The following is a 19214-nucleotide window of genomic DNA, read 5'->3' on the forward strand; positions in this document are numbered from 1 at the left end:
CCTATGCGCCCCTGCATTACATAACTTGAGTCTACTCCACTCAATTATGTTTCGCAAGCCTCCTGCAAAAAAATTTTCATATTTTTCACCCCACCTCACACCCCTGACCCCCAAACAAAAGCCCCAGACAAAAGCCCCAGTCAAAACCGCATTGTTATACTGACCGGACTGGGTACTTGCGAGGCTGGGCGCTTGCGGGCTCCCGCAACAATCACAGTCACGAATGGGGACCCACATGAAAATACTGGTTCTAGGTGCAACCGGCCGCACCGGTTACCTCTTCACCCGCAAAGCCCTAGAGGAGGGGCACACCGTCACCGCCTACGTGCGCAACCCCGACAAGGCGCTAACACTTTTGGGGGCGCACCAAAATCTCACTATCGTTCCGGGAGCCCTGAACGATGCCGAGCAGCTCGCCGCAGCATCCTCCGGGCAGGACGTCATGGTGAGCGTCCTGGGGCAGAAAGCCACGGTGCGAGAGTTTCTCTCCTCCACGTTCATGCAGGAGCGTCTGCCCCTCATCATGGAGGCGGTCACGGGCGCAGGCGTAAAGCATTGCGTTCTGATGAGCGCCTACGGTGTGGGCGATACGGTACGGACCGCGTCCCTGCCCATGCGCCTGGTATGCAAGGTCATCATGCGCAGCATTTTTACCGACAAGGTTAAGGCGGACGCCCTGGTTGCCGAATATCAGCCGTATATTTCGCATGCACATCCGGGCAGGCTGACCGACAAGCCAGGTAAGGGCGGGGTGAAGGTGTTTGATATGGCGAGCGTCGAGCGAACTCCGGGCATTCCGACGATTGCCCGTGAAGACGTCGCCGATGCGCTGCTCACTATCGCCAAGAACCCCCAGAACGCGGGCACAGATTTTTTGGTGACGATTGGGGACGTTGCCCTACGCTCGCGCCAGAAATAAACCGGTAGGCTTAATGACATGACGACTACGAACACCTTCCCCGCCGCCATTCTCTTCGACCACGACGGAACCCTCGTCGATACCGAACCCGTATGGGCTGCCGCAAAGGTTGCTCTCACCGCAGAATTTGGCGGCACCTGGACCGAGCAGGACACCCTCGACTGCCTGGGCCTATCCATGCAGTTCACCCTGGATCGCCTGCGCGAGCGCGGCGTGAACCTGCCGGACGAGGAGATTAACGATCGACTGGTGGCGAAGGTGCGCGAGGCCCTGGCGCAGCAGCCGGTCGAGTTCCTTCCTGGCATTGAGCGTTTCCTCTCGGAGGTTCACGATGCACAGATTCCGGCCGCCATCGTCACAAACGCAACCACCTCCGTGGCTCGCCGCACCGCAAACGCGGCACCCGAGGGCACGTTCTCGGTGGTTATTGGCAACGATGAGACCACCAACCCCAAGCCGGACCCGCAGCCCTATCTTTTGGCGGCGGAGCGTCTTGGTGTTGATCCGACTCAGTGCGTGGCTCTTGAGGACTCCCCGTCGGGCGTGCGCAGTGCGACCGCGGCGGGTATGCGTGTCATTGTTGTGCCGGGCGAGCTGGAGGTTCCGGCGGAGCTGGGCACCGCGCGCCTCAAGCATGAGGAGCTGACTCTGGAGGCGGTTCGCGCGCTGGCGTAGCCGCCCGATTCGCGCGCGGAAAGCTCTGCAGAAAGGCTAGAGGCCCTGTAGAAAACTGAATACACTTCACCATAAAGGGTGGGATGCACGATATGAGATACCGCGCGTCCCACCCTTTGTGCGTGCTTGGGCGGTGAGCCACGCGGGCATTTGGGGCTGGCACGTTTGGGCAGGAGCTTTTGAATAGCGCCTTTTGAGCAGGGACTTTTGGGCAGGAGCTTTTAAGTGCGGCGCGACACATAGATGACAATTTATTACGAATTACTCAAAATAACCTTGACAATGGTTCCTTAAAATGGTTTACTCATAATAACGGTTCGGCGGGGCGACAAATCCCACCGGACCACAAGCATCACAGCATCATGAAGGAGACCATCATGGCATTCGCAAACTACACCGCACCCGGCCTGACCATCGAAGAAGGCAAGGGCATTTCCGAGGTTCTCCAGGCACGTCTGCACGACCTGAACGACCTGCACCTGCTGCTGAAGCACGCTCACTGGAACGTGACCGGCCCCGGCTTCATCGCCGTTCACGAAATGATTGACCCCCAGGTCGACACCGTCCGCGAGTTCGTCGACGCCATCGCAGAGCGCATGGCAACCCTGGGCGCAACCCCCAACGGCCTGGCTGGCGCACTGGTCGCACAGCGCACCGTCGAGGACTACCCCGTCGGCCGCGCACGCGTTGCTGACCACCTGCACGCCCTGAACGACGTGTACACCCGTGTGATCAAGGATCACCGCAAGGCAATTGCTTTTGCCGGTGAGTCCGACCCCGTCACCGAGGACCTGCTGATCGGTCAGACCGCCGAGCTGGAGAAGTTCCAGTGGTTCATCCGTGCGTTCCTGGAGAACGGCGAAGGCAACATCTAAGCCGCAACCATCTAAGTTGTAGCCTCTAAACTGCAGCCTACCTATGGCGGCAAGTTATATAGGCGTTAGCTTTTAGAGTCACAAGCCGGGCGGGTGCGCTCTCCTTATGGAGGGTGCACCCGCCCGGCTTTTTATGCTCGAAGCTACCCCGCTTACTCCCAACCACTTTTACCTTTCCCGGCACTTGAGTCCTCGTCCGTGCGGTATCACAAAGTACGTTGAGGCGAACATTAACACCGGGTTAGGCCGTCCTAGATTTTCTGTTCGAAGTGCTCTACAGTGGTTCACTGATCAACTCAGAACACACAGATCGAACGCATGATTGCGCGCCCGGGAGATACCCGGCGCGACCCGCATCCGGCGGAAAGAGAGATATGAGCACGCACGCCCCGAACGAGCACGGCGAAGACACGTACGGCGAGCAGACCGAGAAGCTTCAAGCTGACGCGGCCGAGGCCGAAAGGACCGCAGCTGAGGCAACCGAGCACAAGCCGACCCGCCACAGTGCGGTTACTTCCCCCTCCCCCGCGCAGATTAAGCGTTGGCGCCGCTACCTGGCTGATGAAGAGTCGGAGGCGCGCATCTACCGCTACCTGGCTCGCCGTGCCGAGGGCACCGACCGCGAAATCCTTCTGCAGGTTGCTGAGGCGGAGAAGCGTCACCAGCAGCATTGGCGTGACATGCTCGGTGAGCACGCGAATGTGCACGTGCGCCCGTCCATGCAATCTCTGGTGTTGCAGTTCTTGGCGAAGAACTTCGGTTCGGTGTTTATTCTGGCGATGGCTCAGCGCGCCGAGTCCCGCTCCCCCTACGCTGAGGATCCAGACGCTACCGAGGAAATGGCGGCTGACGAGGCAATTCACGAGGAAATTATTCGCGCCCTGGCGACTAATGGTCGCGAGAAGCTTTCGGGTAATTTCCGTGCGGCGGTCTTTGGCGCTAATGACGGTTTGGTCTCGAATCTGGCGCTGATTATGGGTATTACCGCATCGGGCGCGTCCAGCTCGATGGTTCTGCTCTCGGGTATTGCGGGCCTGCTGGCTGGTGCGCTGTCGATGGCGGCGGGTGAGTTCGTGTCGGTGCGTTCTCAGCGTGAGCTGCTGGATGCATCCCAGCCGACCCGGGTGACCCTGCGTGTGGCGGGTGATTTGGATCTGGACGCTAACGAGCTGGAGCTCATTTACCGTGCCCGCGGTATGGAGCCGGAGGCGGCGCATCACCGTGCGATGGAGCGTTTCGGCTACATGGATTGTGACTGTGATCCGTCGCTGTCTCACCGCGAGGATGAGGATCGTGAGGAGAATGTGGCTTTGGGTACCGATATTGGTGCCGCCGCTGCTTCGTTTGCGTTCTTCGCTTCGGGTGCGCTGGTTCCGATTCTGCCCTATATCTTTGGCTTGTCGGGTGTGTTCGCGATGGTGCTGTCTCTGCTGTTTGTGGGTGCGGCGCTGGGCTTCACCGGCGGCGTGGTGGGCCTGCTTTCGGGTGCTTCCCCGCTCAAGCGCGGTGTTCGTCAGATTCTAATTGGCTTTGGCGCTGCGTTCGTGACCTACCTGCTGGGTCTGGCGTTCGGCACGACGGTCGGCTAGTTACAACACCCCCAATAAGCTCTCGACAAGTGTATATAGCCGCTCTGGAATTTGTTTTCAAGCGTTTGAGAACTATTCGGATGCAGAAATCCCCGGTGGATACATTCAGTGTATCCGCCGGGGGTTTTCTATATGTTCTTACCCTGCATGAGGGGTTGATCTATTACGGGTGAATCTCCGCGGTGGTGGCCTGACCGGAAACGCTCTCCGAACCGCTCGCGCCGTTGCCGGAGTAGGTCAGGTTTGCGACCTGCACGCTGGAGGTCTGCTTGTACGAAACCCAGCCGTCGTTTGCCGGGAAGCGCAGCTGCGCCGGCATGAAGTTGGTCTGGCTGTAGTACTTGGTGCCGGACTGCTTCATGGTGTACGCCTTGCTGGTGGTGTAGACGATACGACCCTTGAAGGTGTAGGTGCCGTCAGAGTTTTTGGTGACGGTCGGTACTTCTGCGGTCCAGGTGCCGGCGGTCTGCGCGACGGACAGGTACTTTGCCTGGCCTGCGGAGGCTACCAGTTCGGTGGTCTTACCGGTCAGCTTGCGACCGGAGGGGGCCCATGCCTGACCGTTGATCTTACCGAGCTTAAGGAGCGACTGTGCGCTGGCGGCGACGGTGTACTCAACCTCGGTTACGAAGGTTGCGCCAGCTGCGAGGGTGACGCTGCTGCCGGGGATGTAGCCGGTGCCGGTTGCGGTGTCCTTGGTCGGTACGGACCACCAGAAGCCGCTGGAGGACATGTATGCGCCGTTTGCGCCGGTCTGGGAGTTGGTGACGGGGGTGAACTTACCTTCGCCGTTGACGTAGGTTGCGCTCTTGGGCTTGGAGGTTGCGTCGTCCCAGTTGATGTCGGAGTCGGGGGTGCCGGAGGCAGTGAAGTGTGCCTCGGGGCTTGCCGGGTTGATGGTGCCGGTGTTGTTGGAGGATGCGTAGCCGACGTAGCCGCCGTTGTTCTGCACGCTGACGTACACGCCGTACTGCACGCCGGGGGTTTCCTTGGATGCGGCGTAGGCAGGTACTGCTGCGGAGGCTGCGACGACGGGTGCGGACCAGACGCCTGCCTTTGCGATGGTGCGGCGAGAGATGGGCTGAGTCATGAGTGTAGTGATCTCCTGTGAGTGTTTGGTGTTTCTTAGAGCCGCTCAGAATGGTTCTGACTAGGCTCAATGCACTCCAGTATACAAAGGTTGAGGTTATATCTGCACCTTAATTAGGGCGGATGTGCACAATCTTACTTTCTGTCGCAAGTTCTACCGCTATGGTTCAAACACCTCAAAAGCACCCTCAAATCCCAGCACTGCTCGACAGCTGGAGCGGCTCAACCTTCCTCTTTTTTTCCCCCCCCCCCGGCGCATCCCCAGCGCCTCCAGTATTTTCCAACGCGCTGTCTCTGTTGAGTTCCCGGTTAAAGCACAGATGCCGGTAGCCTCATGGACTACCGGCATCTGCCGCAATACTATGCTGTTTACTTCGCTGCGAAGATTTCGCGCATCAGGTTTGCAGCCTCGGAGGGGGTCTTACCGACCTTCACGCCTGCTGCTTCCAGAGCTTCCTTCTTCGCCTGAGCGGTACCGGAGGAACCGGAGACGATAGCGCCTGCGTGGCCCATGGTCTTACCCTCGGGAGCGGTGAAGCCCGCAATGTAACCAACGACGGGCTTGGTCACGTTTGCCTTGATGTACTCTGCAGCACGCTCCTCAGCGTCACCACCGATCTCACCAATCATGACGATTGCTTCGGTCTCGGGGTCAGCTTCGAAAGCTTCCAGAGCGTCGATGTGGGTGGTGCCGATGATGGGGTCGCCACCAATACCGATAGCGGTGGTGAAACCAATGTCGGACAGTTCGTACATCAGCTGGTAGGTCAGGGTACCGGACTTGGAAACCAGACCAATCTTGCCCTTGCCGGTGATGTTCGCCGGGATAATACCAACCAGGCACTCCTCGGGGGAGATGATGCCGGGGCAGTTGGGGCCAATGATACGGGTGATCTGCTTGCCGTTCTCGTCCACGGATGCCTTAGCAGCTGCCCAGAACTCTGCGGAGTCCTGAACCGGAACGCCCTCGGTGATGACGACGACGAGGCCGATCTTAGCCTCGATAGCCTCGAGAACTGCTGCCTTGGTGAAGGCCGGGGGAACGAAGACGATGGAGACGTTCGCGCCGGTCTTCTCCATAGCCTCAGCTACGGAACCGAAGACGTCCAGCTCGATGTCGGAGCCGTCCTTCGCCTTGTGGGTGACGGTGGTACCAGCCTTGCGAGCGTTCACGCCGCCCACAATGTTGGTGCCTGCTGCGAGCATGCGTGCGGTGTGCTTGGTACCCTCGCCACCGGTGATGCCCTGAACGATGACCTTGGAGTCCTTGTTCACAAAGATAGACATATTACTTCCTTGAAATCCTTTGCTGGCGATTACGCCTTGTGAGCGAGCTCTGCTGCCTTGTCGGCGCCGGAGTCCATGGTCTCAGCCAGAACAACCAGCGGGTGGTTCGCCTCGGAGAGGATGCGGCGACCCTCAGCAACGTTGTTGCCGTCCAGGCGCACAACCAGGGGCTTGGTTGCTGCGTCGCCCAGAATCTCCAGAGCCTTCACAATGCCGTCTGCCACTGCGTCACATGCGGTGATGCCGCCGAAGACGTTCACGAAAACGCTCTTGACCTGCTCGTCGCCCAGAATGATTTCCAGACCAGCAGCCATAACCTCAGCGGACGCGCCGCCACCAATATCAAGGAAGTTTGCGGGCTTGACGTTGCCGTGGTTCTCACCAGCGTATGCAACGACGTCCAGGGTGGACATAACCAGACCTGCACCGTTACCAACGATGCCGACCTCGCCGTCCAGCTTCACGTAGTTCAGGTCGAACTGCTTTGCCTTAGCTTCCAGCGGGTTCTCAGCGGACTTGTCCACGAGAGCCTCGTGCTCGGGCTGGCGGAATTCTGCGTTGTCGTCCAGGGAGACCTTGCCGTCCAGGGCGAGGATGGTGCCCTCGGGGGTCAGAACGAGGGGGTTAACCTCAACCAGGGTTGCGTCTTCCTTGGTGTAGACTTCGCCCAGCTTAACGAGAACGGGAACAACCTTCTCCTGCAGTTCTGCGGAGAAACCTGCTGCCTTAGCAATTTCCTCAGCCTTAGCCTGGTCCAGGCCAACCAGCGGGTCAACCTCGATCTTTGCCAGTGCCTCGGGGCGCTCAGCAGCGAGCTGCTCAATTTCCATACCGCCTTCTACCGAGCACATTGCCAGGTAGGAGCGGTTTGCACGGTCCAGCAGGAGGGAGAAGTAGTATTCTTCGGCGATGTCTGCGCCGTCAGCGACCAGCACGCGGTGAACGGTGTGGCCCTTGATGTCCATGCCGAGAATTGCCTTAGCGTGCTCGTAAGCTTCTTCGGGGGACTTTGCGAGCTTAACGCCGCCAGCCTTACCGCGGCCGCCGGTCTTAACCTGAGCCTTAATGACGGTCAGGCCGCCAATTTCCTCAGCTGCTGCCTTTGCTTCTTCAGGGGTGGTCGCAACAATGCCCTTGAGCACGGGTACACCGTGCTTTGCGAAGAGCTCGCGCGCCTGGTATTCGAAAAGGTCCACAGGTGTCCTTCTTCTTCGAAGTGGTGCCGAGTACTGGTGCACTCGGCCTGGTCATTAGAGGAGGTTCCCCCGTGTGGTCAGTACGGTGCGATAGGGGTCTCTCGCACCCGGCGCACACGCATCATTGACGCGGGGAATTTCTCTCGTCTCTACTCTATCGGATTCGGCGTGAGCTCGCACTCACAGAGCCCCAAATCTGAGATTTTAGCGACTCAGCTCACAAATATTTTGGGTATGTTCTACCCAAAGGGTGTGTACCGGGCAACTAACCCGAACTCGCACTCCCCCATCCGCCGCGAAATACCGGCGAACATGCGGCGTTTACCGCCGTGCTCTGCAAAGCCCCGGCCACCTTCTCAGCAGGCGGACAACACGCCCGGTACAGCGCACAAAAGAGAGGCGGGCACCCTCAGGTACCCGCCCTTCCATCGGCTTTATCAGGTTCTCGCTCCCGGCGCGCTAGCTCACTTTCTCCAGCGGCGCGTAACGCAACAGCAGACGCTTCTCTTCCGAACCGAAGCGGACCTTCGCCACGGTCTTATCGCCGCTACCCTCAACGGCGAGCACGCGGCCCTCACCGAACCTGGTGTGACGCACGGTATCGCCAACCGCCAGGGTCGGGATTTCCTTGCTCTGGTGCACGCGGGAACGGTTCGTCACCTTCGAGGTGGCCGCCGCCAGCCCGTAGCTTGCCGAGCCGTTAATATCCGCGGTGGACGGCTCAGAGCGGCGTGCGGGGCGAGACTCGTAGGGGTCGTAAGAGCCGCGCGAGCTACCGACGCTGTAACCACCCGAGCCATAGCCGCCCGAATAGCCACCGTAGCCGGAACGGGAACCACCCGAATAGCCGCCACCGTACGAGTTGCCGTAGGAGCTGCCGCCATAGGAACCGCCGCCGCGAGCGCCGTACGCACCCATACCGGAGGCACCAAAGCCCGAAAAACCGGCGGTACGCTTCCAGTCAATCAGCTCCTCCGGGATTTCCTCCAGGAAGGGCGAGGGCGGGTTGAACTGGCTCTTACCCCACATGGTGCGGGTTTCCGAGCGGGTCAGGTACAGGCGCTCCATGGCGCGGGTCAGACCCACGTACGCCAGGCGGCGTTCCTCGCTCATTTCCTTCTCATCGGTCAGGGCACGCTGATGCGGGAACAGGCCGTGCTCCATGCCGGTCAGGAACACCACGGGGAACTCCAGGCCCTTGGCGGTGTGCAGGGTCATGAGGGTGACCATGCCCTGCGCCTTCGCCTCAGCGGCTTCGGCCGCAATCTGTGCGGCAGAGGCGTTCTCACCCTCCGCGCTGGCGGGGCGGTTCGGGATTGAGTCGGCGTCGGCGACCAGAGCCACGTGTTCGAGGAACTGCTCCAGGTCGGCGCCGGGGTTCTCGGTCTCGAACTCGACCATGGCGTCAAGTAGCTCGGAGAGGTTCTCCACGCGCGATTCGTCCTGAATGTCCTTAGAGGCGCGCAGAGCCGCCAGGTACCCGGTCTGCTCCAGGACCGCTTCCAGGCAGGTTGCGGCGGGTTCGGTGCGGGCAATCTGCGCCAGGTCGTCCATGAGGCGAACGAACTCGGCGTACTTCTTCACCGCGGCGGCACCCAGGCCGGGAATATCGGCTGCCTGGCGTGCGGCGGCGTAGAAGGAGATGCGGTTCGCACTCGCGTACTCCGCCACCACGGACTCAGACTTGGCACCGATACCGCGCTTGGGCTCATTCAGGATGCGGCGCACGTTCACGTCGTCATCGGGGTTGCTCAGGGCGCGCAGGTAGGCGAGCGCGTCCTTGATTTCCTTACGCTCGTAGAAGCGGGTACCGCCGACCACGCGGTAGGGCAGGCCGGCACGCATGAGCATGTCCTCGAGGGTTCGGGACTGCGCGTTGGTGCGGTAGAAGATTGCGACGTCACCGGGCTGCACGCCGTGCTCATCGGCAAGGCGGTCAATTTCACGGGTGATGAAGCGTGCCTCGGCGTGCTCGGATTCGGCGACGTAACCGATAATCTTCGCACCCGCGCCGGAGGCGGTCCACAGCTTCTTGGGGCGGCGGTCGGGATTGCGTTCAATGACCGCGTTCGCCGCCGAGAGGATGTTCTGCGTGGAGCGGTAGTTCTGCTCGAGCAGAATGGTGTGGGCGTTCGGGTAGTCCTTCTCGAAGTCCGTAATATTGCGGATATCCGCACCGCGGAAGGCGTAAATGGACTGGTCGGAGTCACCCACCACGGTCAGCTCGGCAGGGGGCACCGCATCCGGGTAGGGGCCGCGGTCAGCAGGCGCCTTCGTGTGGGCGCCGACCAGTTCACGCACCAGCTGGTACTGGGCGTGGTTGGTGTCCTGGTACTCGTCCACGAGGATGTGGCGGAACTTGCGGCGGTAGTAGTTCGCGATTTCGGGGAACTTCTTCAGAAGGAAGACGGTGCGGCCGATCAGGTCGTCAAAGTCGAGGGAGTTGGCGGCGCGCAGACGCTGCGTGTAGACGGTGTAAATCTGCGAGACGGTCTTCTCGTACGGGTTATCGCTTGCCACGCGGGATGCATAAGCTTCGGCACTGACCAGCTCGTTCTTCAGCGCGGAGATGCGGTTGCCCACTGCCTTGGCGGTGAACTTCTTGGTGTCCAGGTTGAGCTCTTTGATGATGAGGCTCAGCAGGCGCTGCGAGTCGGTCGAATCGTAGATGGTGAAGGTGGACTTCAGACCCAGCGCGGCGGCCTCACGGCGCAGCACGCGCACGCAGAAGCTGTGGAAGGTCGAAATCCACATGTGCTTGGCGCGCGGGCCGACCAGCGCCTCGATACGTTCACGCATTTCGGCGGCAGCCTTGTTGGTGAAGGTGATGGCGAGAATCTGGCCGGGGGTCGCGCGGTGGGTTGCGAGCAGGTAGGCGATGCGGTGGGTCAGCACGCGGGTCTTGCCGGAGCCCGCACCCGCGACGATGAGCAGGGGCGAGCCGGAGTGCAGCACGGCCTCTTCCTGGCGTTCATTGAGCCCGGCGGTGAGGGAGGCGGGGTCCACGGCGTTGAGGCTGTGGGTGCGTTCGCCGTAGGGGTCAGCGGGGTCGAAGTCCTCACCGTAGCCGCCGACGCGGTAGGCGGGTGGCATGAAGTCGCCGAGCGGGTCTGCGGCGGTGAAGGCTGCGGGTGCGCCGGGTACAGGAACGGGCACACTATTAGCAGGGGCACCGTAGGCGGGCATGCCGGCAGGCAGGGCGGCGGGTACGTCCTGTGCGGGCGCCTCCATCACCGGAGCATCCATCACTGCGGCGTCCGTGGGAGGGGCGTAGTAGTCGTCCTCGGCAGGGGGTACGTCGTAGTAGGGGTCGAAGGGCGGCTCGTCCACTGGTGCAGGGTCTACCGGTGCTGCGGGGGTGACGAGTTCGGCGGCGAACAGGCCGTCCTGTTCGGTGAAGGGCTGCTTCTGCTGTTCGGGCTTGTCGCTCATCGTCTACCTCGCTGCCTAGAATACACGTTCGATATTCCATGCTACCGCATTTGCTCCGCAGCTCCCACCCTTTCGGTCATCCGCCGCCCTCTCATTCGAGCAAAGATAAGAAAACCGCCCGCGCCTGCTAATGCAAGCGACGGGCGGTTTCTTGTACCGGGGTGAATGCCGGTTCTGTGTGCCCCCGAGACGATTCGAACGTCCGACACCTTCTTTAGGAGAGAAGTGCTCTATCCCCTGAGCTACGAGGGCGTACCTATCCAGTATAAAGCACCCCGCACCAAGGGTCCGCACAGCCCGTGTTCACCGCCCTGTGTTCACCGCTTGAGGACACCCGCACCCGGCGGCAGAACCGCTCCTACAATGTACGAATGAGCATCTACATTGACCCGCCCACCTGGCCCGCGCACGGCACCGTCTTCTCGCACCTCATCTCCGATGCATCCCTGGCGGAACTGCACGAGTTCGCCGCAGCAGCGGGCATCAGTGAACGCGCCTTCGACCGCGACCACTACGACGTTCCGGCGCACCTCTACGAGGATCTAGTACGGGCGGGCGCGAAGGAGCTCAGCGGCGCGCAGCTGACTCGCACGCTCATTGCCAGCGGTCTGCGGATTCCCCTAAAGGAACGCCCCGAGAAGATTCGCCCGCGCCTGCTTCGCGCCTGGGAGGCGGCGTTTGCACCCCGCCTCGAGAAGGCTCCCGCTACATTCCAGCAACAGGTCGCGGAGCTGGGTGAGAGCCTGTTGCAGGCGTGGGAGCAGCCGCACCGCGCCTACCACCACAGCGGGCACCTTTCGCAGATGCTCACTGATCTGGACCGCCTCTACGCATACCGCACGCAGGGTTCTACTCCCCTGGCGTTGGTTCTGGCGGCGTGGTTCCACGACGCGGTGTACGAGGGCGCGCCGGGTGAGGATGAGCGCCGTAGCGAGCAGCTGGCGAACATCTCCCTGGAGCCGCTGGTTACCGCGGGCCTGCTCAGTGGTGACGAGCTGCAGATGGTGAGCCTTCTGGTGCGTGCCACGGCAACCCACAAGCTGCCCGAGTCTGCCGATCTACCGGCGGGCTATGAGCCAGCGGATATTCAGTTTTTCCTCGATGCCGATATGGCTATCCTGGCGGCTGATTCGGCACGCTACCGCCGCTACCTGCGCGGGGTGCGTAGCGAGTACTCCCATTTTGACGATGAGGCATTCCGTGCCGGTCGCATGACCTTCCTGCGTTTGATCCTGGGGCGTAAGCGCATCTTCCTCTCCGAGGAGGGTCTGCAGCTCTGGGAGGAGCCCGCGCGGGCTAATCTGCAGGCAGAGCTCAGCGAGTGGGCTCAGGACCCGCAGGGGCTTCTGCAGGCTCTCGCATCCTAGCCGTATACACCTAAAACACATACCGCCGAGAATGCGCCCATACTAAGGTGCGTTCTCGGCGGTATTTTCGTGGAATCTCTCGGGTACGCAAAAGGCGCCCACCCCGTGCGGGGTAGGCGCCTTTTGAGAAGTATGTTGGACTAGACCCAGCTCTTATGCGCTAAGGCTTAGAGAGCGGTGTAGTAGCCGTCAACGGACATCCAGGAGGTGGGGTGCACCAGGGTACCGTTGGTGGGGTTCAGAGCGGAGATCATCTTGCCGTCGCCCAGGTAGATACCAACGTGGCTGTAGCCGTTCTGGAAGACGATGTCGCCGGGCTGGGGGTTAGCGGTCGGGCGCAGCTCGTTCTTCATTGCGTAGGTGAAAGCGGTCAGCTTGATGCCGTGCTGAGCGAAAACCCAAGAGGTGAAGCCGGAGCAGTCCCATGCACCGAAGGTCTTGCCGCCCCAAACGTATGCGCCGCCCAGGCCGCTCATTGCGGTTGCAACGATTGCGTCGCGGGATGCGTTACCGGTGGAAGCGGAGGAAGCTGCGGGTGCCGGAGCTGCAACGGGTGCAACGTAAGCCTGCTGTGCCTCAGCCTGGGGTGCTACGTAGGAGGTCTCAACTGCGGGTGCAGCGGGTGCCTCTGCTGCTGCGGGAGCAACGTAGGTCTGCTGTGCCTGAGCCTGGGGTGCAACGTAGGTGGTTGCAGGGGTGTTGTAGCTGGTGTAGTCGAACTCGTAGTTGGTGTAGTCGTAGGACAGATCAGCCGCAGCGGGGATCTGTGCGAATGCGTTCGCGGGAACGGTCGAGCCGAGCAGGATTGCGCCTGCTGCGAGGGTTGCACCTGCGGTACGTACGATCTTCTTAGCCATTGGTAATTCCTCCATTGCCTGACGAGGTGAGCTGTCGGGCTCGAGCATGGATTCGCTCGGCCACCGAAGTGACTTAGCCCCGAGGCTTCTCGATTGAGATGCCGTATCCCAGCTTGGGGATTGGGTCCCCCGCTTCTGCCATATTGGGTAGACGTACATCGAAGCGTTGGCAGAACTCAGCGGAACCGCTTCGACGGTGCCCTCTTACGATGAGGATTTGGGCACAGAAACGAGAATACACAGAAAACTCCCAGTTGTCACTTCATTCGGGCTTAAATTTTGGACTTTCACCCTGAGGGGAAAACTTGGCACTCCAGGCATTTGACCCCCTCTCAATGGAACCAATAGCTACCGCTTAAGGCTCTTGACTAGGTGTTTCACAAGGATGCACATTCGCTTTTAATGCGCCATCACCCCTTAAGGACAGGGTTCAAAACTCTTAAAAATGACCCTTATCTCTTAAGTGTCCACTCCCAGAGATTGCTCAAACATCGGCGTTTCCCTCAGTTTCAACCTTAGATTTAAGCGAAAAATCCGAAAAATGCACTCAAGCGCAGTTGCTAAAACCCTGAGAGAGGAGTATATGCGCCCGCGCACATGACCAAACTCTGAAATACCCCACCCACCAGGCACCTCAGCTCCCCAAAACCTCCCCGCAAGACCGAGTAGCCCTAACACGCGCACAAAAACGGCGGCACCGCCTCCACTAAGGAAGGCGATACCACCGTTTAGCGTGAACTGGGTTAGCGGATTCTCAGAATTTAGAGCTTAGAGGTTGCCGCCGCGCTTGACCACGATTGCGTTTGCCACGTCCATATCCAGGGAGAGGGTGTCCTCTTCACCGTCAGCGTGAACAATCACGTCATCGTCCTGGCCAGCAACCACGGACACCGAAGCGCCGTAGACAATACCTGCGTCAGCCAGCAGCTTCAGCAACTCAATGTCAGTCTGAATGGACTCAGGGAAGCGAGAGATAGTGAAACGGTCCTCGGGACCAGAGTCGCGTGCCGCCAGGGACATGGGCACGGTACGCTCGTCGTTCTTCTCGCTAGTGTGACCCAGATCCTCCAGGCCGGGGATAGCGTTACCGTACGGGGAGAACTTGGGGTCCTTAAGCATCTCCAGGATGCGCTTCTCCACCTTGTCACTCATGACGTGCTCCCAGCGGCATGCCTCTTCATGCACGTACTCAAGTTCCAGACCAATAATGTCGGAGAGCAGGCGCTCAGCCAGGCGGTGCTTACGCATCACCTCGACCGCCTTGTGGCGGCCTTCCTCGGTCAGTTCGAGGTGGCGGTCCGGCTCAACGGTGAGCAGGCCGTGCTTCTCCATGCGTGCCACAGTCTGGGAAACGGTCGGGCCGGAGTGCTCGAGTCGTTCAGCGATGCGCGCACGCATGGGGACGATGCCCTCTTCCTCCAGTTCGAGGATGGTGCGCAAATACATCTCTGTGGTATCGATGAGGTCTGTCATATATCTCTCCCAGCTATCACCGCAACAGTACTTAGATAGCACTGCCTAAGTCGTTACTTAATTCAATAATCTATTATGTACTTTTTCAGCGGCTTTTGCCACGGCTTAAGTCATTGAGTCGTCCAATGAAAACTCATTGGACGACTCAAGACACCTTATATATACGCTTTTGCTAACCCACCCCTTATTAAGAGGAGTAGACGGTAGGCTTACTCTGCGGACTCAGCCTCAGCGGTTTCTTCCACGGCAGATTCGTTCTCTTCCGCTTTGTTCTCTGCAAGCTCAGCAGACTCCTCTGCCTCAGCGGTTTCAGCAGACTCTGCGTTCTCCTGCGCGGCGTTCTCCTCCAGGTCTTCCGGGCGAACGCGGTCAGCCCACGGCACCCAATCCGGCGCAATCAGTGCGTCGTCGCCGGGCAGCAGGCCCACCTCGCAGATCGTTGCCACGCGGGAGCGAGGCGCACGTGAGAGGGTCGCGAACCAGAACCAGCCGCGGTAACCGGGCAGGGTGCACTCGAAAAGGTGAGTGCTTAGACGCTCTTCCTCGGCGCGCACGTGATGCACCAGGCCGATAGCGTGTGCCGGGGCGATTTCCTGAACGCCCTGCAACGCCACATCCTTGGCGGCGGCAAGAATCTCATCCACCTTGGAGGTGCGGCGCAGCTTGTGCGGAACGCCCAGGGAGGGGGCGCCCACCTCTTCATCCAGCGGGGTGAAGGGGTCGGGGGTGGAGTCTTCGTTCTGTGCGGTTTCTTCGGCAGCAGATTCCTCGGAGGCAGACTCCTCAGCGGGCGTATCAGCCGCCTCAGTCTCCTCAGCGTTCACGGAGGGCTGAGTCTCAGCAGGTACAGCGCTACCCTCATCGGTGCTCTCAGGCGCGGCAGAAGGCGCAACGGACTCTGCGGGCGCGTCAGTAGCGGGCGTAGTTTCGGGGAGCAGTTCAATAACCTGTTCAGACATACCCCTATTAAAGCATCTCGCGTGCGCAAACAGTGTGGCGCCCACCCCAAGCTTCACATACGCTGTGAATTTGGGTCTCAAACCGCTAAATCTGGGGCTTCGCCCACGAACAGCTGTGTGTGAGCTGATACCGTTAAATCCATGAGTAATGAACCCGTACAGGACACGCGCAGTACCGCAGACCAGGCGCCCGCGTCCCTTCCCTACGCCGGAGCTATCCGTTGGCTCGGCGCGGCAGGTGCGCTTCTCGCCCTGATTTGCCTGCTCACCGGAGTCGCCATGCTCGTGATGAAGTGGGTTGGGGCAGCGCCGCCCGCCCTCATGAGCCAGATTCCGCTGGTCCTCCTCCCCGTCGCCTTTATCGCCCTCATGGCCGCACTCATCCTGTCGGTCATGCGCCGCAACAAGGCATAAAGATTTTGAGCCGCAAGCTCACACACATCATTCACTTATCAAGTACAGCCTGCCATTCAGAGAGAAAGATAGAGTATGTCTACTGAAGCAAAACTCCTAGTCGTCGATGACGAGTTCAACATTCTTGAACTGCTCGCCACCTCCCTGCGTTTCGCCGGTTTTGAAGTAGTGACCGCCGGCAACGGCCGCGAAGCCCTCGAAAAGGCGCACGCCGAAAACCCCGACCTCATTGTCCTGGACGTCATGATGCCCGGCATGGACGGATTCGAGGTGACCCGCCGCCTGCGCGAAAACGGCACCACCACCCCCGTGCTCTTCCTGACCGCAAAGGACGCCACCGAGGACAAGGTGACCGGTCTGGGTGCCGGTGGTGACGACTACGTTACCAAGCCCTTCTCCCTCGACGAGGTGATCGCCCGCATCCGCGCGATTCTGCGCCGTAGCCGCAGCGTCCAGGAAGAGGACGACGCCGTACTGCGCGTTGACGCCCTCACCCTGAACGTGGACACCCACGAAGTGTTCCTCGGTGACGAAGAGATTGACCTCTCCCCCACCGAGTTCAACCTGCTGCACTACCTGATGCTCAACGCCAACCGCGTACTGTCCAAGGCGCAGATTCTCGACCACGTGTGGGAGTACGATTTCAACGGCGACTCCTCCATCGTTGAGTCCTATATTTCGTACCTGCGCCGCAAGATTGACAACAACCGTGAAAACCACGAGCCGCTCATCCACACCAAGCGCGGTGTGGGCTACATGATTCGCGGTTCTCGAGGCTAACGTGGCGCTCAAACCCCTCGACCGGATTCCCCAGTCTCTTTCCCTTCGCACCCAGCTGGTGCTCATCACCTCCATGCTCATCGCCCTCTCCATTGCGGTGACGAGCCTGGTGGCGATTTCCGCTCTGCGCGCCCAGATGGTGCACCAGCTGGATGAAGAGATGAAAAGCAACGCCTCCTCACTCGTGCAGTTGGCGACCGTGCGCCCCTCCGGCAATCAGGAACGATCCCTGAGCACCTACCGCCTGTACCTGCTCGATAAGGACGGCAACGTACTGTACTCGCTCAAGTCCGAGGACAGCGAGCAGTTCAGCGAGCCGGCGTTGCAGGGCTGGACCGAAGAGAAGGTTCGCAAGCAAAATGAGGAGGCGGTCACCGTCAACTCGGTGGGCAGCTCCTCCGATTGGCGTGTGCTCGCCGTGCCCATTGAAACCAACGACACGTCAGGTTTGCCGGAGGCGGCCTCCCTCATCATTGCCATGCCGCTGAAGCAAACAAACCAGGTGGTCGCCCTCGTGGGTGTGCTGACCTTCGCGTTTGGTTTGGCGACTCTTGCCTCCGCGATTGCGATGACCTGGGTGATTGTGACCCGCACCTTCGAGCCGCTGGCCCGCGTGGAGCAGACCGCCGCCAAGATTGCTGCCGGTGACCTCTCTCAGCGTATTGAGGACTACAACCCGAGCAATGAGATTGGTAACCTCGCGGTTTCGCTGAACACGATGCTCACCCAGATTGAAATGCTCTTCAAAGCCCGCGAGAAGAGCGAGGCGAAAATGCGCCGATTCGTGGGTGACGCTTCACATGAGCTACGCACCCCGCTGGTCAGTATTCGAGGCTACTCGGAGCTGTACCGTCAGGGCGCGCTACCAACCGATGAGGCTGTCGCTACCGCGATGAGCCGTATCGAATCGGAGTCCAAGCGTATGGGTCAGCTCGTGGAAGACCTGCTGACCCTGGCGCGTATTGATGAGCGCCGCGAATCCAAGCTGGCACCCTTCGACCTGTTCAACCTGGCGGTGGACGCTAGTAACGACGCCTACGCTACGGCACCCGATCGTGCGGTGTCCCTGGTGGGCCTGAACGAAGAGGTGGCACCGACCTCCGCAACCGTGCTCGGCGACGAATCGCGTCTGCGTCAGGTCGTGGCAAACCTGCTGACCAACGCCATGCGCTACACCCCCGACGGCTCTCCCCTGGAGATTGCGGTGGGCGTGCGCGAAGAGGTTCCCGGCTTCCCGCTGTCCGTGCTGGAGGTGCGCGACCACGGCCCCGGTATTCACGGCGAAGACCGCGAGCGCGTCTTCGAGCGTTTCTACCGCACCGACACCTCGCGTTCGCGTGAGACCGGCGGTACGGGTCTGGGTCTGTCCATTGTGGCTGCGATTATTGAGCAGCACGAGGGCAGGATTCATATTGACGAGACCGATGGTGGCGGTGCTACCTTCGTGATTTCTTTGCCGTTCTATCCGCCGCCTGTCTCGGACGATCAGCTGATGAAGTAACACTGACGCATAAACCCCCGGATTGTAGAACTTGAGTGTTCTACGGTTCGGGGGTTTTGCTGTGCCCTGGAGGCGGGACTATATCGCGGCGGGGCGATAACTCGCGGCGGTGCGAGTGAGGAGAGCGCGAGTGAGGAGAAGCTGGGCGGCTCAAGAACAGCGGGGGCAATCTAGCGTGCGTCATGGCGGCGTCATTTTCGGGAGGGCTTTCGATTTTTTCGAGATGCTGGAGCGAATCTGGCGGGTTTATCCACAGATTTACCAAATAATCATTTTTTAGCTCATTTGATGCATTTTGAAATATATAGTGATAACAAGCTTCCGGTCAGGAACTCAACCCTTCCAGAGATCCAAACCCCAAGCACCACCACGGGGCAACCGCCCCACCCATCTCACATATCTCAAAGGAGAAAAACCATGGCACAGTTCAATGTCGATTCCGAAGTCATCGCAGCCAAGAGCGCACAGGCACGATCCTACGTCGCATCCATCACCGCAGACGTCAACGGTATGACCGCATCCCTGCACGATCTGCAGAGCTCCTGGACCGGCTCCGCATCCGCCAACTTCCAGGGCGTACTGGACCAGTGGCACGCAACCCAGCGCCAGGTCGAAGCATCCATCACCCAGATCAACGAGGCACTCACCCGCGCAGGCGTGAACTACGCAGACACCGAGCAGGCTAACGCCTCCATGTTCGTCGGCTAAGGGGTCAGGGCGGCAAGCCCAAAACCCCACCCGCAGCCAGGCAGCAGGCCGGGTGGTTTAAAGGTCCCGGACGCACGGCACACCGCCCGCCAG

Annotated in this window: 16 protein-coding genes, 1 tRNA gene and 1 riboswitch; of the genes, 9 read left to right on the forward strand and 8 right to left on the reverse strand. The window is 60.3% G+C overall.

Annotated features, from left to right (window positions below):
* Positions 1-235 precede the first annotated feature (235 nt).
* The 4 genes from HMPREF2894_RS02390 (at position 236) to HMPREF2894_RS02405 (ending at position 4058) form a co-directional block, all read left to right on the forward strand.
* Positions 236-919 (forward strand): NAD(P)-dependent oxidoreductase, encoded by a 684-nt coding sequence (locus HMPREF2894_RS02390; protein WP_049353235.1) that lies wholly within the window; start codon positions 236-238, stop codon positions 917-919.
* An 18-nt stretch (positions 920-937) separates the two neighbouring features.
* A complete protein-coding gene (locus HMPREF2894_RS02395) occupies positions 938-1594 on the forward strand; it encodes an HAD family hydrolase (RefSeq protein WP_049340938.1) in 657 nt (218 codons plus the stop codon).
* A 377-nt stretch (positions 1595-1971) separates the two neighbouring features.
* Positions 1972-2469 (forward strand): DNA starvation/stationary phase protection protein Dps, encoded by a 498-nt coding sequence (dps, locus tag HMPREF2894_RS02400; RefSeq protein ID WP_049353234.1) that lies wholly within the window; start codon positions 1972-1974, stop codon positions 2467-2469.
* A gap of 374 nt (positions 2470-2843) precedes the next feature.
* On the forward strand, positions 2844-4058 hold the full coding sequence (locus HMPREF2894_RS02405; RefSeq protein ID WP_049353233.1) for a VIT1/CCC1 transporter family protein: 1215 nt from the start codon (positions 2844-2846) through the stop codon (positions 4056-4058).
* A 163-nt stretch (positions 4059-4221) separates the two neighbouring features.
* On the opposite strand, the gene HMPREF2894_RS02410 is transcribed toward HMPREF2894_RS02405, so the two are convergent.
* The 5 genes from HMPREF2894_RS02410 to HMPREF2894_RS02430 form a co-directional block, all read right to left on the reverse strand.
* A complete protein-coding gene (locus HMPREF2894_RS02410) occupies positions 4222-5148 on the reverse strand; it encodes a hypothetical protein (protein WP_049340935.1) in 927 nt (308 codons plus the stop codon).
* Positions 5149-5516: 368 nt separating this feature from the next.
* Entirely contained in the window at positions 5517-6434 is a 918-nt protein-coding gene (gene sucD / locus HMPREF2894_RS02415; protein ID WP_049340934.1) for a succinate--CoA ligase subunit alpha, read from the reverse strand.
* 29 nt (positions 6435-6463) lie between these two features.
* Positions 6464-7630 carry an ADP-forming succinate--CoA ligase subunit beta gene (gene sucC, locus HMPREF2894_RS02420; RefSeq protein WP_005504561.1) on the reverse strand — a complete coding sequence of 389 codons (1167 nt, stop codon included), beginning with the start codon at positions 7628-7630 and terminating at the stop codon, positions 6464-6466.
* A gap of 459 nt (positions 7631-8089) precedes the next feature.
* The gene (locus HMPREF2894_RS02425) at positions 8090-11062 is read right to left on the reverse strand and encodes a UvrD-helicase domain-containing protein (protein WP_070677664.1); all 2973 of its coding nucleotides are present in this window, start codon (positions 11060-11062) and stop codon (positions 8090-8092) included.
* 179 nt (positions 11063-11241) lie between these two features.
* A tRNA-Arg gene (locus tag HMPREF2894_RS02430) sits at positions 11242-11314 on the reverse strand.
* 119 nt (positions 11315-11433) lie between these two features.
* Between HMPREF2894_RS02430 and HMPREF2894_RS02435 the strand changes: the two genes are divergently transcribed.
* The gene (locus HMPREF2894_RS02435) at positions 11434-12429 is read left to right on the forward strand and encodes a DUF4031 domain-containing protein (protein ID WP_070677665.1); all 996 of its coding nucleotides are present in this window, start codon (positions 11434-11436) and stop codon (positions 12427-12429) included.
* A gap of 167 nt (positions 12430-12596) precedes the next feature.
* On the opposite strand, the gene HMPREF2894_RS02440 is transcribed toward HMPREF2894_RS02435, so the two are convergent.
* The 3 genes from HMPREF2894_RS02440 to HMPREF2894_RS02450 all read right to left on the reverse strand — a co-directional run bounded on the left by HMPREF2894_RS02440 (position 12597) and on the right by HMPREF2894_RS02450 (position 15718).
* On the reverse strand, positions 12597-13286 hold the full coding sequence (locus HMPREF2894_RS02440; RefSeq protein ID WP_070677667.1) for a C40 family peptidase: 690 nt from the start codon (positions 13284-13286) through the stop codon (positions 12597-12599).
* A riboswitch (cyclic di-AMP (ydaO/yuaA leader) is annotated at positions 13287-13446 on the reverse strand. It abuts the gene before it with no gap.
* 608 nt (positions 13447-14054) lie between these two features.
* On the reverse strand, positions 14055-14759 hold the full coding sequence (locus HMPREF2894_RS02445) for an iron-dependent transcriptional repressor DtxR (protein WP_044142303.1): 705 nt from the start codon (positions 14757-14759) through the stop codon (positions 14055-14057).
* Positions 14760-14968: 209 nt separating this feature from the next.
* Positions 14969-15718 (reverse strand): DUF3027 domain-containing protein, encoded by a 750-nt coding sequence (locus HMPREF2894_RS02450; RefSeq protein ID WP_070677669.1) that lies wholly within the window; start codon positions 15716-15718, stop codon positions 14969-14971.
* Positions 15719-15859: 141 nt separating this feature from the next.
* On the opposite strand from HMPREF2894_RS02450, the gene HMPREF2894_RS02455 reads away from it, so the two are divergent.
* The 4 genes from HMPREF2894_RS02455 (at position 15860) to HMPREF2894_RS02470 (ending at position 19121) form a co-directional block, all read left to right on the forward strand.
* Positions 15860-16132: a hypothetical protein gene (locus HMPREF2894_RS02455; RefSeq protein WP_070677671.1), complete on the forward strand. Its 273-nt coding sequence runs from the start codon at positions 15860-15862 to the stop codon at positions 16130-16132.
* Between the two features lie 75 nt (positions 16133-16207).
* On the forward strand, positions 16208-16912 hold the full coding sequence (locus HMPREF2894_RS02460; RefSeq protein WP_070674610.1) for a response regulator transcription factor: 705 nt from the start codon (positions 16208-16210) through the stop codon (positions 16910-16912).
* Position 16913: 1 nt separating this feature from the next.
* Positions 16914-18413 carry a sensor histidine kinase gene (locus HMPREF2894_RS02465; RefSeq protein ID WP_070677673.1) on the forward strand — a complete coding sequence of 500 codons (1500 nt, stop codon included), beginning with the start codon at positions 16914-16916 and terminating at the stop codon, positions 18411-18413.
* A 417-nt stretch (positions 18414-18830) separates the two neighbouring features.
* Positions 18831-19121, forward strand: a complete 291-nt coding sequence (locus tag HMPREF2894_RS02470; RefSeq protein ID WP_005504526.1) for a WXG100 family type VII secretion target — start codon at positions 18831-18833, stop codon at positions 19119-19121.
* Positions 19122-19214 lie beyond the last annotated feature (93 nt).

This window comes from Rothia sp. HMSC066G02 (genome assembly GCF_001813145.1).
Classification (GTDB): domain Bacteria; phylum Actinomycetota; class Actinomycetes; order Actinomycetales; family Micrococcaceae; genus Rothia.

What these genes read in the sequence shown, in the direction of transcription:
- HMPREF2894_RS02390 (WP_049353235.1), top strand. Translation starts at nt 236, where the DNA reads ATGAAAATACTGGTTCTAGGTGCAACCGGCCGCACCGGTTACCTCTTC.
- HMPREF2894_RS02395 (WP_049340938.1), top strand. Translation starts at nt 938, where the DNA reads ATGACGACTACGAACACCTTCCCCGCCGCCATTCTCTTCGACCACGAC.
- dps (WP_049353234.1), top strand. Translation starts at nt 1,972, where the DNA reads ATGGCATTCGCAAACTACACCGCACCCGGCCTGACCATCGAAGAAGGC.
- HMPREF2894_RS02405 (WP_049353233.1), top strand. Translation starts at nt 2,844, where the DNA reads ATGAGCACGCACGCCCCGAACGAGCACGGCGAAGACACGTACGGCGAG.
- HMPREF2894_RS02410 (WP_049340935.1), bottom strand. Translation starts at nt 5,148, where the DNA reads ATGACTCAGCCCATCTCTCGCCGCACCATCGCAAAGGCAGGCGTCTGG.
- sucD (WP_049340934.1), bottom strand. Translation starts at nt 6,434, where the DNA reads ATGTCTATCTTTGTGAACAAGGACTCCAAGGTCATCGTTCAGGGCATC.
- HMPREF2894_RS02425 (WP_070677664.1), bottom strand. Translation starts at nt 11,062, where the DNA reads ATGAGCGACAAGCCCGAACAGCAGAAGCAGCCCTTCACCGAACAGGAC.
- HMPREF2894_RS02435 (WP_070677665.1), top strand. Translation starts at nt 11,434, where the DNA reads ATGAGCATCTACATTGACCCGCCCACCTGGCCCGCGCACGGCACCGTC.
- HMPREF2894_RS02440 (WP_070677667.1), bottom strand. Translation starts at nt 13,286, where the DNA reads ATGGCTAAGAAGATCGTACGTACCGCAGGTGCAACCCTCGCAGCAGGC.
- HMPREF2894_RS02445 (WP_044142303.1), bottom strand. Translation starts at nt 14,759, where the DNA reads ATGACAGACCTCATCGATACCACAGAGATGTATTTGCGCACCATCCTC.
- HMPREF2894_RS02450 (WP_070677669.1), bottom strand. Translation starts at nt 15,718, where the DNA reads ATGTCTGAACAGGTTATTGAACTGCTCCCCGAAACTACGCCCGCTACT.
- HMPREF2894_RS02455 (WP_070677671.1), top strand. Translation starts at nt 15,860, where the DNA reads ATGAGTAATGAACCCGTACAGGACACGCGCAGTACCGCAGACCAGGCG.
- HMPREF2894_RS02460 (WP_070674610.1), top strand. Translation starts at nt 16,208, where the DNA reads ATGTCTACTGAAGCAAAACTCCTAGTCGTCGATGACGAGTTCAACATT.
- HMPREF2894_RS02470 (WP_005504526.1), top strand. Translation starts at nt 18,831, where the DNA reads ATGGCACAGTTCAATGTCGATTCCGAAGTCATCGCAGCCAAGAGCGCA.